12 protein-coding genes and 1 riboswitch are annotated in these 13,953 nt (G+C 75.7%); of the genes, 10 read left to right on the top strand and 2 right to left on the bottom strand.

Going from position 1 to position 13,953, the window contains the following annotated elements; genetic code table 11:
* The first annotated feature begins 355 nt into the window (after nucleotides 1–355).
* From MF406_RS17655 to MF406_RS17610, 10 genes are all read left to right on the top strand, one after another.
* Nucleotides 356–3,445: a Na+/H+ antiporter subunit A gene (locus tag MF406_RS17655; RefSeq protein ID WP_242895903.1), complete on the top strand. Its 3,090-nt coding sequence runs from the start codon at nucleotides 356–358 to the stop codon at nucleotides 3,443–3,445.
* Nucleotides 3,442–3,963, top strand: coding sequence for a Na(+)/H(+) antiporter subunit C (locus MF406_RS17650; RefSeq protein WP_242895902.1), 522 nt, complete (start codon nucleotides 3,442–3,444; stop codon nucleotides 3,961–3,963). The genes MF406_RS17655 and MF406_RS17650 overlap by 4 nt, the downstream gene beginning before the upstream one ends.
* Nucleotides 3,960–5,498 (top strand): Na+/H+ antiporter subunit D, encoded by a 1,539-nt coding sequence (locus tag MF406_RS17645; protein ID WP_242895901.1) that lies wholly within the window; start codon nucleotides 3,960–3,962, stop codon nucleotides 5,496–5,498. Before MF406_RS17650 ends, MF406_RS17645 begins: the two co-directional genes overlap by 4 nt.
* The gene (locus tag MF406_RS17640; protein WP_242895900.1) at nucleotides 5,495–6,091 is read left to right on the top strand and encodes a Na+/H+ antiporter subunit E; all 597 of its coding nucleotides are present in this window, start codon (nucleotides 5,495–5,497) and stop codon (nucleotides 6,089–6,091) included. Before MF406_RS17645 ends, MF406_RS17640 begins: the two co-directional genes overlap by 4 nt.
* On the top strand, nucleotides 6,088–6,699 hold the full coding sequence (locus MF406_RS17635) for a monovalent cation/H+ antiporter complex subunit F (RefSeq protein ID WP_242895899.1): 612 nt from the start codon (nucleotides 6,088–6,090) through the stop codon (nucleotides 6,697–6,699). Before MF406_RS17640 ends, MF406_RS17635 begins: the two co-directional genes overlap by 4 nt.
* Nucleotides 6,696–7,139 (top strand): monovalent cation/H(+) antiporter subunit G, encoded by a 444-nt coding sequence (mnhG, locus tag MF406_RS17630; protein ID WP_242895898.1) that lies wholly within the window; start codon nucleotides 6,696–6,698, stop codon nucleotides 7,137–7,139. Before MF406_RS17635 ends, mnhG begins: the two co-directional genes overlap by 4 nt.
* A 159-nt stretch (nucleotides 7,140–7,298) precedes the next feature.
* On the top strand, nucleotides 7,299–7,556 hold the full coding sequence (locus tag MF406_RS17625) for a DUF4235 domain-containing protein (protein ID WP_242895897.1): 258 nt from the start codon (nucleotides 7,299–7,301) through the stop codon (nucleotides 7,554–7,556).
* A gap of 28 nt (nucleotides 7,557–7,584) precedes the next feature.
* Nucleotides 7,585–7,686: riboswitch (TPP riboswitch) on the top strand.
* A gap of 58 nt (nucleotides 7,687–7,744) precedes the next feature.
* On the top strand, nucleotides 7,745–8,887 hold the full coding sequence (locus tag MF406_RS17620; protein WP_242895896.1) for a thiamine ABC transporter substrate binding subunit: 1,143 nt from the start codon (nucleotides 7,745–7,747) through the stop codon (nucleotides 8,885–8,887).
* Entirely contained in the window at nucleotides 8,887–10,650 is a 1,764-nt protein-coding gene (locus MF406_RS17615; protein ID WP_242897871.1) for an iron ABC transporter permease, read from the top strand. Before MF406_RS17620 ends, MF406_RS17615 begins: the two co-directional genes overlap by 1 nt.
* Nucleotides 10,644–11,957, top strand: coding sequence for an ABC transporter ATP-binding protein (locus MF406_RS17610; protein ID WP_242895895.1), 1,314 nt, complete (start codon nucleotides 10,644–10,646; stop codon nucleotides 11,955–11,957). The genes MF406_RS17615 and MF406_RS17610 overlap by 7 nt, the downstream gene beginning before the upstream one ends.
* Before the next feature lie 14 nt (nucleotides 11,958–11,971).
* On the opposite strand, the gene MF406_RS17605 is transcribed toward MF406_RS17610, so the two are convergent.
* Nucleotides 11,972–12,739 carry a DeoR/GlpR family DNA-binding transcription regulator gene (locus MF406_RS17605; RefSeq protein ID WP_242895894.1) on the bottom strand — a complete coding sequence of 256 codons (768 nt, stop codon included), beginning with the start codon at nucleotides 12,737–12,739 and terminating at the stop codon, nucleotides 11,972–11,974.
* Nucleotides 12,740–12,877: 138 nt separating this feature from the next.
* The gene (locus MF406_RS17600; protein WP_242895893.1) at nucleotides 12,878–13,936 is read right to left on the bottom strand and encodes a zinc-dependent dehydrogenase; all 1,059 of its coding nucleotides are present in this window, start codon (nucleotides 13,934–13,936) and stop codon (nucleotides 12,878–12,880) included.
* Nucleotides 13,937–13,953: the final 17 nt, after the last annotated feature.

Here is a 13,953-nt window from a genome sequence, read left to right as displayed (position 1 = left end):
CCTCCGGGCCCGGGAGCGGCCGGGGCGAACGTGCCCGGCCTCCAGGTCGTGGTCCAGGACCAGGTCGCTGTCAGGGCGCCCGTCCGTGTGGTACTTGTGGCGGTATCCGCCGCGGCTGAAACCGCCACAAGGACCACACGGACGCGCGGCTTCTCACTGGAGAGGCCGCGCAGACCGGGCTTCTCACCGAGAGGTCGCCCAGACCGGTAGCGGTGCTCGGGTGGGCGAGGACCCTGATGCCCGGCGGGGGTACCCGTCCCGGATTGTTACTCTGGACCTTCCTTCCTGCGCGTGACCGGGCCGCCCATGCCTGCTGCGGGCGGGGGCCGCCGACCGCGAGGACTGGGAGCGGACCATGCTCATCCTGCTGATGATCCACGTCGCGGCCGCCCTGGTCGCGCCCGTGGTCGTCGGCAGGTTCGGCCGGCGGGCCTTCCTCGTCCTGGCCGCCGTCCCCGGCTCCGCCGCCGTCTGGGCCGCCGCCCAGACCGGCCGGGTCCTCGCCGGGGACCACCCCACCGTCGTCGTCCCCTGGGTCCCGGCGCTGAACCTGGACCTGGCGTTCCGGCTGGACACCCTCGCCTGGGTGATGACCCTCGTCGTCGGCGGGATCGGCGCCCTGGTCCTGGTCTACTGCGCCGCCTACTTCTCCGCCACGGCCCACGCCCTGGGCCGCTTCGCCGGGTCCTTCGTCGCCTTCGCCGGCGCCATGCTCGGGCTGGTCACCACCGACGACTCCCTGATGCTGTATGTGTTCTGGGAGCTGACGACGATCTTCTCCTTCCTGCTGATCGGCCACTACCACGACCGGCAGTCCTCCCGCCGGGCGGCCCTGCAGGCGATCATCATCACCACCGCCGGCGGGCTGGCCATGCTCGGCGGGCTGATCATCCTCGGCGAGGCCGACGGCGGCTCCTACCGGCTCAGCGAGCTCGTCGGCTCCGCCGCGGCCGGCACCCTCGGCGCCGGCGACCCGGCCGCGCTGGTGCCCACCGCCGTCGGCCTGGTCCTGCTCGGCGCGCTGACCAAGTCCGCCCAGCTGCCGTTCCACTTCTGGCTGCCGGCGGCGATGGCCGCGCCCACCCCGGTCTCGGCGTACCTGCACGCCGCCGCCATGGTCAAGGCCGGCGTCTACCTGGTGGCGCGGCTGGCGCCCGGGTTCGCCGACCTGACCGTGTGGCGGTGGATGGTCCTCGCCGTCGGCCTGGGCACGCTCCTGCTCGGCGGCTACCGCGCGCTGCGGCAGTACGACCTGAAGCTCATCCTCGCCTTCGGCACCGTCTCCCAGCTCGGCCTGATCATGGTCCTGGTCGGGTACGACGACGCCGCGGTCGCGCTGGCCGGCCTCGCCCTGCTCGTCGCGCACGCGCTGTTCAAGGCCTGCCTCTTCCTCGTCGTCGGCATCATCGACTGGTCGCTCGGCACCCGGGACCTGCGGCAGATCTCCGGGCTGGGGCGCCGGGCGCCGCTGATGGCCGTCACGGCCGCCGTCGCCGCGGCCTCCATGGCCGGGGTCCCGCCGCTGGTGGGCTACGTGGCCAAGGAGGGCGCCCTGGCCGGCCTGGAGCACCGCGGCGGCGGGCTCGACTGGGTGGTGCTGGTCGCCGTCGCCGCCGGCTCGGCGCTGACCGTGGCCTACGGGCTGCGGCTGTGGTGGGGCGCGTTCGCGACCAAGCCCGGGGTGGCCACCGCCGAGCCGCAGAAGGCCTCCCGGCTGATCGCGGCCGCGCCGGTGGTGCTCGCCGCGCTCAGCCTGGCCCTCGGCCTGGTGCCCGGCGCGCTGCAGCGCTACCTCGCCCCGCACGCCGCGCTCTACCCGGGCGCGGAGGGCCACCTGACCCTCTGGGCCGGCGTCGGCGTCCCGGTCCTCACCACGGTGGCCGTGCTCGTCGTCGGCGTCGCGCTGTTCCTCGGCCGGGACGCGGTGGAGCGGTTCCAGCGGTCCTTCCGGACCTTCGACGGCGCCGAGGGCGGGTACCGCCGCCTGCTGCGGGTGCTGGAGAACCTCGCCGCCGACGTCACCGCCTGGACCCAGCGCGGCTCCCTGCCGGCCTACCTGGCCACCATCCTCGTCGCGGTGGTGGTGCTGGCCGGCGGCGCCGCCCTGGCGGCCGGGGACTCCTGGCCGGCCGGGCTGCGGGCCTGGGACACCCCGCTGCAGGTGGTCGTCGCCGTGCTCGTCGCCCTCAGCGCGCTGCTGGCCGCCCGGGCCCGCCGCCGCCTCAAGGCGGTCCTCCTGCTCGGCGTCTCCGGCTACGGCGTCGCCCTGCTTTACGAGCTGCACGGCGCCCCGGACCTGGCGCTGACCCAGGTGCTGGTCGAGACGGTCACCCTCGTCGTCTTCGTCCTCGTCCTGCGGCGGCTGCCCGCCTACTTCTCCAACCGGCCGCTGGCCTCCTCCCGCTGGTGGCGGGCGGTGCTCGCCGCCGTCGTCGGGGTCACCGTGGCCGCCCTCGGCGTGCTCGCCGCGGGCGCCCGGATCCACCCGCCGGTCACCGTGGACTACCCCGCCGAGGCCTACGAGTACGGGTACGGCAAGAACATCGTCAACGTCACCCTGGTCGACATCCGGGCCTGGGACACCATGGGGGAGATCTCGGTCGTCGTGGTCGCCGCCACCGGGGTCGCCTCGCTGATCTTCCTGCGCACCCGCACCGGCCGCCGCGACAAGGCCGCCGCGCTGGCCGAGGCCACCGCCCGGCCCACGGTCTGGGCCGGCGGGCTGCCGGACCCGGCCGCGGCGCTGCGCCGCCCGCCCGGGGACGGCGACCGCCAGGCCGGCGGCCGCGCCGGGCAGGCCGGAGACCGCGCCGCGCGCGCCCGCGGCGCCCGCGGCGGCCGGGGCCGGCGGTGGCTGGTGGGGGAGGTCACCCTGGCCCCGCAGCGCCGGTCGGTCATCTTCGAGGTCGGCGTCCGCCTGGTGTTCCACACCATGCTGGTGTTCTCGTTGTTCCTGCTGTTCTCCGGGCACAACGCCCCCGGCGGCGGGTTCACCGGCGGCCTGGTCGCCGGCGTCGCGCTGATCGTGCGGTACCTGGCCGGCGGGCGCTTCGAGCTCGCCGCGGCCACCCCCCTCCACCCGGGCCACCTCCTCGGCGGCGGCCTGTTCCTGGCCGCCGGCGCCGGGCTGGTCCCGGTGCTCTTCGGCGGGACGATCCTGCAGAGCGCGGTGGTGGACCTGACCCTGCCGGTGTTCGGCGACGTGCACCTGACCACCGCCCTGGCCTTCGACACCGGCGTCTACCTGGTCGTCGTGGGCATGGTGCTGGACGTGCTGCGCTCCCTCGGCGCCGAGGTGGACCGGCAGGGCGAGCTGGAGGGCAACCAGGCCCCCGACCTCGCCTTCGACGACCCGGCCAGCACGGTGGAGGACCCGCTGCCGGCCGCCGACACCCGCGCGGACCTGGCCGCCGCGGCCGCGGACCTTTCGGGAGACCAGCGATGATCGACACCACCCCCGCCATCGTCCTGGTCGCGCTGGTCGCGGTGCTCGTGGGCACCGGGGTCTACCTCATCCTCGAGCGCTCCCTGTCCCGGGTGATCATCGGCACCGCGCTGATCTCCAACGGCGTCAACGTGCTCATGCTCGTCGCCGGCGGCCGGGCCGGCGGCCCGCCGCTGCTGGACCAGACCGACCCGGCGGAGATGTCCGACCCGCTGCCCCAGGCGATGACGCTGACCGCCATCGTGATCACCCTGGGCATGACCGCCTTCCTGCTCGCCATGGCCTATCGCTCCTGGCAGCTCAACGGCCACGACGAGGTCCAGGACGACCTGGAGGACCGTCGCATCGCCCGCCGCGCGGCCCGCGACGAGCTGTCCACCCGGGCCACCGACGACGCCGGCACCACCCTGGCCGAGGAGGCCGCGGCCGTGCGGGACGAGACCGCCCGCGCCGAGGAGGAGCGCGCCCGCCGCCGCCGCCACGAGGCCGCCCTCGCCGGGGAGGAGGAGCGCCGATGACCTGGCTCGTCGCCCTCCCGGTGGTGCTGCCGCTGGTGGGTGCCGGCGCGGCGCTGGCGCTCGCCCGCCGCCGCCGGGTGCAGGGCGTCGTCGCGCTCGCCACGCTGGCGGTGGTGCTCGCCGTCGCCGTCGTGCTGCTGGTCCGGGTCGACTCCGGGCCGATCGTCCTCGACGTCGGCGGGTGGGCCGCGCCGGTGGGGATCTCCCTGGTGGCGGACCGGCTCAGCGCCCTGATGCTGGTCGTGTCCATCACGGTCACCCTCGCCGTGCTGGTCTACTCCCTGTCCCAGGGGGTGGCTGACGGCGACGAGGGCGCCCCGGTGGCGATCTACCACCCCACCTTCCTCGTCCTGTCCGCCGGGGTGTCCAACGCGTTCCTGTCCGGAGACCTGTTCAACCTCTACGTCGGCTTCGAGATCCTGCTCGCCGCGTCCTTCGTGCTCATCAGCCTCTCCGGCACCCGGGAGCGGATCCGGGCCGGGACCATCTACGTGGTCGTCTCGCTGCTCGGCTCGGTGGTCTTCCTGATCGCCCTCGCCCTGGTCTACGCCGCCACCGGGACCGTGAACATGGCCCAGCTCGCGCTGCGGCTGCCGGAGATCGCCCCGGGCACCCAGACGGTGCTGCAGCTCATGCTGCTCGTCGCCTTCGGGATCAAGGCGGCCATCTTCCCGCTCTCGGCCTGGCTGCCGGACTCCTACCCGACGGCGCCCGCCCCGGTCACCGCGGTGTTCGCCGGCCTGCTCACCAAGGTCGGGGTGTACGCCATCATCCGCACCCAGGTCCTGCTCTTCCCCGCCGGGCGGCTGGACGACCTGCTCATGTGGGCGGCGCTGGCGACCATGGTGGTCGGCATCCTCGGCGCCGTCGCCCAGGAGGACATCAAGCGGCTGCTGTCCTTCACCCTCGTCTCCCACATCGGCTACATGGTCTGGGGGGTGGCGACCAGCAGCGACGACGGCCTGTCCGCCGCCATCTACTACGTCGCCCACCACATCACCGTGCAGACCTCCCTGTTCCTGGTGGCCGGGCTGATCGAGCGGCGCGGCGGGACCACCTCCCTGGTCCGGCTGGGGTCGCTGGCCAAGCTCGCGCCGCTGCTCGCGGTGCTGTTCTTCGTCCCGGCGGTCAACCTCGCCGGCATCCCGCCGCTGACCGGCTTCTTCGGCAAGGCCGGCCTGGTGCAGGCGGCGGCGCAGGACGGCTCGGCGCTGTCCTACGGCCTGGTCGCCGGCGGGCTGGTCACCTCCCTGCTCACCCTGTACGCCATCACCAAGGCGTGGAACATGGCGTTCTGGCAGGAGGCGCCCGAGCCGCTGCCGACGACGACGATGCCCCGCGGGATGGTCGGCTCGGCCGCCGGCCTGGTCGCCTTCTCCCTCGTCCTCGCCCTCGGCTCCGGGCCGCTGTACACCTACACCGACACCGCCGCCCACGACCTGCGCGCCCGGGACCCCTACGTCACCGCGGTGCTGCCGGACCTGGAGCGGGGGACCGGGCAGTCCCGGCAGGTGGCGGAGGAGGGGGAGGGATGACGACGGCGCCGCCCGCCCGCCGCTGGCCCCGCACCTCCTGGGGCATGCTGGCCTGGCTGACCATCGTCTGGGTGCTGCTGTGGGGGGAGATCACCTGGGCCAACGTCATGCTCGGCCTGGTCGTGGCGCTGGTGGTCACCACCGTCATGCCGCTGCCCCGGCTGCCCTTCGACGGACGGTTCCGGCCCTGGGGGGTGGTGCGCCTCGCCGCCCGGTTCGCCTACGACGTGGTGGTGGCCTCGCTGCAGATCAGCTGGATGACGCTGCGCCGGCGCCAGCCCACCGGCGCGGTCATCCGGGTGCAGCTGCGCTCGCACTCCGACACCTACCTGACCATGACGGCCGGCATGACCTCGCTGGTCCCGGGGTCGATCGTGGTCGAGGCGCACCGGCTCCTGGGCATGCTGTACATCCACATCTTCGACCTCGACCTGGCCGGCGGGCTGGACCAGGCGCACCACACGGTGCTCGCGCAGGAGGAACGCATCCTGCGGGCCCTCGCCTCCCGCGAGGAGCTCCTCGAGGCCGGGTTCGTGCCCGGGTCCTCCCCGCGGGCCGGCCGGCTGGCGAGCGCGCCGGAGGTGCGCCGGTGACAGCCCAGACCGTCGCCTTCCTCTACTGCGGGATCGCGCTCGGCCTGGCCGGGATCGTGGCCCTGGTCCGGATGGAGCGCGGCCCGAGCATGCTCGACCGGGTCGTCGCCCTGGACGTGATCACCGCCGTGGTGCTCGGCGTCGTCGCCGTCATCTCCGCGGCGGAGGACCGCAGCGACCTGCTCCCCGTGCTCGTGGTGCTCGCCGTCGTCGGGTTCGTCGGGTCGGTGACCATCGCCCGGTTCGTGCCCGTGGACCGGCCCGACGAGGCACGCATCCTGAGCCGGGAGGAGCTGCGCGAGCTCCTCGCCGCGCAGCAGAGCATGGCCGACGAGGACGCCCCGGTGCACGACCCGGACGCCGCGGACCTGCGCGAGCGCGGCTACGAGGACGGCCTGCCCGGCGGGCCGGCCGAGGAGGAGGAGCGGACGGGCGTCGCCGGCCGGGCTCCCGGGGCCGGGCCGGTCGACGGCGGGACGCCCCGCGGGGGGCCGGTCGACGGCGGCGGGGCGCCGCGGGCCGAGCCGGCCGACGGCGGCCCGGTACCGCGGGCCGAGCCGCCGAGCACCGGGCCGACCGCGAGGCCGGCCACCGAGGGGGAGCGATGACCTGGGCCACGGCGGCCGAGGCCGCGGGCACCGCCCTGCTCGTGCTCGGGGCGACCCTGACGCTCGTCGCCGCGATCTCGGTGAGCTTCTTCCGGGACCTGCTCTCCCGGATGCACGCCGCGGCCAAGCCCCAGGTGCTGGGGCTGACGCTGATGATGGCCGGCCTCGCCCTGGTGGTGCAGGACTCGGTGGTGGCCTGGACCCTGGTGCTCGTCGTCGCGTTCCAGTTCATCACCGCGCCGATCTCGGCCCACATGGTCGGCCGCGCTGGGTACCGGACCGGCAAGGTTGACCCGGACCACCTGGTGGTGGACGAGCTCACCGAGGACCTGGCCGCCGCCCAGCGGTCCGCCGAGGGCTTCGACGGCGACGGCCGCACCGCCCGGGACGCCGGCGGCAGCTCGGCCCCGGACGCCGACGGCGGCGCCGTCCGCGGGTGAGGCGGCGCCCGGCGCCCCGCCCGCCCGTACGTGCCGCATCGGCCGGCGGGTCGACCCCCGGCCCGGGTGCGTCGGCCCACCCCGCCGCCCCGCTGAGCAGGACCGCCGCCGTTCGGGCATGATCGACGGTGGGCAGTAACCACTACCGACGGAGATGCAATGGACATGGGCTGGAGGCTCATCAGCACCGGGGCGCTGCTGGCGGCCGGGGTGCTGACGAACAAGATCGTCGACGGCGGCTGGAAGGCCATCACCGGGCACGAGCCCCCGACCGACGAGGACGACCCCGACGTCGGCGCGTGGCAGGTCATCGTCTTCGCCGCGGTCTCCGGTGCGCTGCTGGGCCTGGCCCGGCACTACGCCCTGAAGGGCGCCGCCAAGGTCTACCCCGCCGAGAAGCGGGTCGACAAGCACTGAGGTCGCTCCGGCCCTGGTAGGCTCGCCGGCGAAACGACAGGGGAGCGCCGCGAGGCGCTGAGAGTGCGGCAACGCAGACCCTCGAACCTGCCCGGTTAGCACCGGCGAAGGAAGTCGGGATATCTCTCCAGGCACCCCGGGCACGCCCGCCGTGCCCGGGGTGCAGCCCCTCCCCGCCAGGAGGAGCCATGACCACCACCAGCGACCGCTCGGCCGCCCGCACCAGCCACCGCTCAACCGCCCGCACCCGCCGTCGGCGCACCGCCCTCGCCGCGCTCGCCGCCACCGCCGTGCTCGGCGCGTGCAGCCTCACCGGCGGGGGCGGCGACGACGGCGACACCCCCGGCGGCACCGGTGACGGCACCGGCACCGCCGCGGGCGGGGAGCTCACGGTCGTCACCCACGACTCGTTCAGCGTCAGCCAGGACCTCCTCGACCAGTTCGAGGCGGACACCGGCTACCGGCTCACCATGGTCGCCCCCGGCGACGGCGGGGCGCTGGTCAACCAGCTCGTGCTGACCAAGGACTCCCCCCTCGGCGACGTCGTCTACGGCATCGACAACAGCTTCGCCGCCCGCGCCATCGACGCCGGCGTGCTTGACCCCTACACCCCGGCCGACGCCCCCGCCGGGGTGGCCGAGAACGCCGTCGACGACGAGGGCCACCTCACCGCGGTGGACCGGGGGGACGTGTGCGTCAACGTCGACCACGCCTGGTTCGCCGACCGCGGCATCCCCGAGCCCCGCACCCTGGCGGACCTCACCGACCCGGCCTACCGGGACCTGCTCGTCGTCACCAACCCGGCCACCTCCTCGCCCGGCCTGGCCTTCCTGCTCGCCACCATCGGTGCGTTCGGCACCGACGGGTGGCAGCAGTACTGGACGGACCTGGCCGCCAACGGGGTGCGGGTGGCCGAGGGCTGGTCGGACGCCTACTACGTGGACTTCTCCGGCTCCGAGGGCGCCGGCCCCCGCCCGCTGGTCGTCTCCTACTCCTCCTCCCCGGCGGCGGAGGTGCCCGAGGACGACGCGGAGCCGCGCACCGGCGCGCTGCTCGACACCTGCTTCCGGCAGGTGGAGTACGCCGGCGTCATCGCCGGGGCGGCCAACCCCGAGGGCGCACGCGCCTTCGTCGACTTCCTGCTCTCCGACCCCGTCCAGCAGGACATCCCGGGCCAGATGTACATGTACCCGGTGGCCGACGTGCCGCTGCCCGAGGAGTGGGCCGCGCACGCCCCGCTGGCCGAGGACCCGCACCAGGTGGACCCCGCCGACATCGCCGCCCACCGGGAGGAGTGGGTCACCGCCTGGACCGAGATCGTGGTCGGGTGATGGCCGCAACCGCACCCGCGCCGCCCGCCCCCAGGCCCACGCCGGCTCCCGCCCGGCAGCGCCCCGCCCGCCGGCCGCTGGCCGGCCGCGCGCCGTCCTTGCTCGGCTGGGGCCTGACCGCGGCCGTCCCGCTGGTCTTCCTCGGCGTCTTCTTCGCCTACCCGGTCGGCACCCTGGTCGCCCGCGGATTCTTCCCCGACGGCGCCGCCGACCTGTCCGGGTTCGCGGAGGTCTTCGCCCGCCCGCGGACCTGGCGGGTCATCGGCATCACCCTGGCCCAGGCCGCGGCGGGCACCGCGGTGTCGGTGCTTCTCGGCCTGCCCGGCGCCTACCTGCTCTACCGCTGCTCCTTCCCCGACCGGGGCCTGGTGCGGGCGGCGGTGACCGTCCCGTTCGTGCTGCCCACCGTCGTCGTCGGGGTCGCCTTCCGCTCCCTCCTCGGGGCGGGCGGGCCGCTGGGCTTCCTCGGCCTGGACGGCACCTTCGCCGCCGTCGTCGCCGCCCTGGTCTTCTTCAACTACGCGGTGGTGGTGCGCACGGTGGGCGGCATGTGGGCCCGGCTGGACCCGCGCGCGGAGGAGGCCGCCCGGGCCCTGGGCGCCTCCCCGGCCCGGGCCTTCGCCACGGTCACCCTGCCGGCGCTGGCGCCCGCGATCGCCTCCGCCGCCTCGGTGGTGTTCCTGTTCTGCGCCACCGCCTTCGGCGTGGTCCTCATCCTCGGCGGCCCGGGGTACGGGACGGTGGAGACCGAGATCTGGGTGCAGACCACCCAGTTCCTGGACCTGCGGGCGGCCGCCGTGCTCTCCGTCGTCCAGCTCGCCGTGGTCGCCGCGGCGCTCGCCGTGGCCGGCCGCACCCGGGCCCGGCAGGAGCGGGCCCTGCGGCTGCGCGACACCCCGGCCGACCACCCGCTGCGCCTGCTCGCCCCCCGCGCCGGGGGCGGCCGGCGCCCCGGGCCGGACCTGCTGCCGGCCGCCGTGACCGCCGTCGTCCTCGCCCTGCTGGCCGCGCCGCTGCTCGGGCTGGTCGTGCGCTCCCTGCACCAGCCCGACGGCGGGTGGGGCCTGGCGAACTACCGCGCCCTGGGCAGCACCGGCACCGGCGCGCTGACCGTGACCGTCTGGGAGGCGGCCGCCAACTCCTTGCGGGTGGCGGTGGACGCCACCGTGCTCGCCATCGTCGTGGGCGTGGCGGTGGCGCTGGTGCTCTCCCGCCGGCCCCGGGCCCGCGCCGCCCGCCGGGCCGCCGGCGCGCTGGACGCGGTGTTCATGCTGCCGCTGGGGGTCTCGGCGGTCACCGTCGGCTTCGGGTTCCTCATCACCCTCGACCGGCCCCCGCTGGACCTGCGCTCCTCCCTGGTCCTGGTCCCGCTGGCGCAGGCGGTGGTGGCCGTGCCGATGGTGGTGCGCACCGTCCTGCCGGTGCTCCGCGCGATCGACCCCCGGCTGCGCGAGGCGGCGGCCACCCTCGGCGCCGCCCCGGGCCGGGTGCTCGCCACCGTGGACGGCCCGTTCCTCGTCCGCGGCCTGGGCCTGGCGGTCGGGTTCGCCTTCGCCGTCTCCCTCGGGGAGTTCGGCGCGACGGCGTTCCTCGCCCGGCCGGACCGGCCCACCCTGCCCGTCGTCGTGTTCCGGCTGCTCGGCCGCCCCGGCGCGGAGAACTACGGCATGGCGCTGGCCGGCGCCGTCGTGCTGGCGGTGCTCACCGCCGTCGTGATGGCCCTGGCCGAGCGGCTGCGGACCCCGGAGGCGACCGGATGGTGAGGCACGAGCCCGTCCCGACCCCGGCCCGCCCGGCCGACGCGGACCGCCCGGACGCCGGCCGGCAGGAGCCTGACCGAGCCGATCCGAACCGCCCCGGCGCCGACCGGCCCGACCGCGGCGGATCCGCCCCCGGCCGCCTCGACCGCGGCGGATCCGCCGGCCGGCCTCACCCCGGCCGGCCCGGCGCCGCCCGGCCCGACCCCGCCCCGGCGTCCGCCGACGGCCTGGTGCTGCGCGGCGTCGTCGTGCGCTACCCCGGCGCCGGCGGCGAGACGACGGCGGTGGCCGGGGTGGACCTGGACGTCGCCCCTGGGGAGGTGCTCGCGCTGCTCGGGCCGTCCGGGTCGGGCAAGTCCTCCCTGCTGCGCGCGGTCGCCGGGCTGGAGCCCGTCGCCGCCGGGACGGTCGCCTGGGCTGGTGCGGACGTGACCACCACCCCCGTGCACCGCCGCGGCTTCGGGCTGATGTTCCAGGACGGCCAGCTCTTCCCGCACCGCACGGTGGCCGGCAACGTCGGCTACGGGCTGGCGCACCTGCCGCGGGCGCAGCGCCGCCGCCGGGTGGCCGAGCTACTCGACCTCGTCGGCCTGACCGGGTACGCCGGCCGCACCGTGCCGACCCTGTCCGGCGGGCAGGCGCAGCGCGTCGCCCTCGCTCGCGCGCTGGCGCCCGCCCCGCAGCTGCTGCTCCTGGATGAGCCGCTCTCCGCCCTCGACCGCGGCCTGCGGGAGCGCCTGACCGGGGAGCTGCGGGACATCCTGCGCGCCACCGGCACCACCGCGCTGTACGTCACCCACGACCACGACGAGGCCTTCACCGTGGCGGACCGGGTGGCCGTCATGGCCGACGGGCGGCTGGCCCAGGTGGACACCCCGACCCGGCTGTGGCGCCGCCCGGTCAGCCGGGACGTCGCCGCCTTCCTCGGCTACGGGCCCTTCCTGCCCGCCGCCGTGGTGGCCGGCACCGCCCGCACCGAGCTCGGCCCGGTGCCGCTGCCCGACGGGTTGCTGGGGCGTGCTGCCGGACCGGACGGGCTCCCGGTCGGCAGCAACACCGGGGGCCCGGGCGGCGTGGTGGTCGGCGTCGGCCCGGCCGCCCTGTCCGCCGTCGTCGGCGAGGCCTGGGTCGGGGCCGACGACGTCGAGGTGCCGGTGCTCGCCACCCGGTTCGTCCGCGGGCGGGTCGAGGCCGACGTGCGCCTGCCCGGCGGGCAGCGGGCGACCGCCGTCGCGCCGCCCGGCACCGAGCTGGGGGAGACCGTCCAGGTCCGCCTGGACCCGGCAGGCGCCGTCGTCGTCCCGGCCTGACCGGCGCCGGGGGATCAGGCCAGCACGACGTCGATCCCGGCCTCGGCGAGGGCGTCGCGCGGGACGGCTGGGCTCTCGGCGTCGGTGACCACCACGTCGACGTCGGACAGCGGGGCGAAGGTCACGGTGGCGTCGAGCCCGAACTTGGTGGCGTCGGCCAGGACGACCACCCGCCGGGCCGCCCGCACCACGGCGGTCTTGACCGCCGCCTCCTCCGGGTCCGGGGTGGACAGCCCACGCTCGAGGGTGAGGCCGTTCGTGCCGACGAAGGCGACGTCCACCCGCAGCCGCTCGAGCGCCTGGACGGTCGTCGCGCCGACCGCCGCCTGGGTGGTGGTGCGCACCCGGCCGGGCAGGAGGTGCAGGTCGACGCCGGCGACGGCGGCCAGGCGGGCGGCGATCGGCACGCCGTGGGTGAAGGCGATGAGCCGGGTGTCGCGGGGCAGGAGGTCGGCCAGCCGCGCGGTGGTGCTCCCCGCGTCGAGGATCACGGTGCCCCCCGCCCCGGGCAGGAACCGCCGCGCCGCCACCGCGATCCGCTCCTTCTCCCGCGCCTGGGCGACGTCGCGCTCGTCCAGGCCGCTCTCCACCACCGGCACCGACCCGGCCCGGACCGCGCCGCCGTGGACCCGGCGCAGCACGCGCATCCGCTCGAGCACGCTCAGGTCGCGGCGCACCGTCTCGGTGGTCACCGCGAACTCCTCGGCGAGCTCGGCGACGGAGACCCGCCCGCGCGCGATCACGAGCTGGGCCGTGGCCTGCTGCCGCTCCTCTGCGTACACCCTGCTCCCCTCGGGGCCCCGGGGGCGCCGCCGCACCGCCGACGTCGGGGCCCGACCGTCCGGGGCGATGGTACGGGCCGTCCTCGGCGCCCAGCCGTGCGGGCCGCCGTCGGGCTCCGGCGGCGGCCCGCGAGTCGGTCAGGGCTCGACGGTCACCTTGATGCCGCGGCCGGAGCGGACGATGTCAAAGGCGCTGAGCACGTCCTCGAGCGGGACGTGGTTGGTGATCAGGTCCTTGACCGGCACCTGACCGGTGGAGATGTACTCCAGCGCCCGCCGGTTGTGCTCGGGGGCGGACCCGTTGGCGCCGTGGATGTGCAGCTGGCGGTAGTGCACGACGTTGGAGTCGAGCTGGATGACCGGGTCGGTCTTCGGCAGCCCGCCGAAGAAGGAGATCCGCCCGTTGCGGGCGGCCATGGCGACGGCCTGCTCCTGGGCGACCTTGGCGGCGGTGGCGGTGATGATGACGTCCGCGCCGCGGCCGCCGGTCAGCTCCTTGACGCGCTCGACGACGTCGGTCCGCGAGGCGTCGATCGCCTCGTCGGGCGCGGCGACCTCGGCCGACATCGCCAGCCGGTCGGCGTTGACGTCGACGAGGTAGACCTGGCCGGCCTGGTGGACCCCGCGGGCGAGCCGGATGTGCATGCAGCCGATCGGGCCGGCGCCGAAGACGACGACGATGTCCCCCGGCTCGATGCCCAGCAGCTCCTGGGCGTTGATCGCGCAGGCCAGCGGCTCGGCCGCCGAGGCCTCGTCGAAGCCCACGTTCTCCGGGACCCGGTTCAGCCCGCCGACCTGCAGCACCTGCCGGGGCACGACCATGTACTCGGCGAAGCCGCCCTCGTACTGGTAGCCGACCGAGGTCTGGTTCTCGCACACCGCCATCCAGCCCTTGCGGCACTCGTGGCACTTCCCGCACGGGACGGCGGCGATGACCTGGACCCGGTCCCCCACGTGCCAGTCCTGGCCGTAGGTGGCGGCGACGTCGGCTCCGACCTCGACGATCTCGCCGGCGATCTCGTGCCCGATCGTCCGCGGCGGGCTCAGGTTCTGGTGGCCGTTGTGGAAGATCTTGACGTCGGTGCCGCACGTGGAGCAGTTGCGCACCCTGATCTTCACCTCGTCCGGGCCGCAGCTGGGCTCGGGCTGGTCCTCGAGGCGTACGTCCTCCGGCGCGTAGAAGCGCAGGGCCTTCATCGGTCCTCCCACAGTCG

This window comes from Georgenia sp. TF02-10 (assembly GCF_022759505.1).
In the GTDB taxonomy this organism is placed as follows: Bacteria; Actinomycetota; Actinomycetes; order Actinomycetales; family Actinomycetaceae; genus TF02-10.
This window is presented reverse-complemented; position numbering and strand designations above follow the sequence as displayed.

What these genes read in the sequence shown, in the direction of transcription:
- MF406_RS17650 (WP_242895902.1), top strand. Translation starts at nt 3,442, where the DNA reads ATGATCGACACCACCCCCGCCATCGTCCTGGTCGCGCTGGTCGCGGTG.
- mnhG (WP_242895898.1), top strand. Translation starts at nt 6,696, where the DNA reads ATGACCTGGGCCACGGCGGCCGAGGCCGCGGGCACCGCCCTGCTCGTG.
- MF406_RS17625 (WP_242895897.1), top strand. Translation starts at nt 7,299, where the DNA reads ATGGACATGGGCTGGAGGCTCATCAGCACCGGGGCGCTGCTGGCGGCC.
- MF406_RS17655 (WP_242895903.1), top strand. Translation starts at nt 356, where the DNA reads ATGCTCATCCTGCTGATGATCCACGTCGCGGCCGCCCTGGTCGCGCCC.
- MF406_RS17620 (WP_242895896.1), top strand. Translation starts at nt 7,745, where the DNA reads ATGACCACCACCAGCGACCGCTCGGCCGCCCGCACCAGCCACCGCTCA.
- MF406_RS17600 (WP_242895893.1), bottom strand. Translation starts at nt 13,936, where the DNA reads ATGAAGGCCCTGCGCTTCTACGCGCCGGAGGACGTACGCCTCGAGGAC.
- MF406_RS17645 (WP_242895901.1), top strand. Translation starts at nt 3,960, where the DNA reads ATGACCTGGCTCGTCGCCCTCCCGGTGGTGCTGCCGCTGGTGGGTGCC.
- MF406_RS17615 (WP_242897871.1), top strand. Translation starts at nt 8,887, where the DNA reads ATGGCCGCAACCGCACCCGCGCCGCCCGCCCCCAGGCCCACGCCGGCT.
- MF406_RS17640 (WP_242895900.1), top strand. Translation starts at nt 5,495, where the DNA reads ATGACGACGGCGCCGCCCGCCCGCCGCTGGCCCCGCACCTCCTGGGGC.
- MF406_RS17610 (WP_242895895.1), top strand. Translation starts at nt 10,644, where the DNA reads ATGGTGAGGCACGAGCCCGTCCCGACCCCGGCCCGCCCGGCCGACGCG.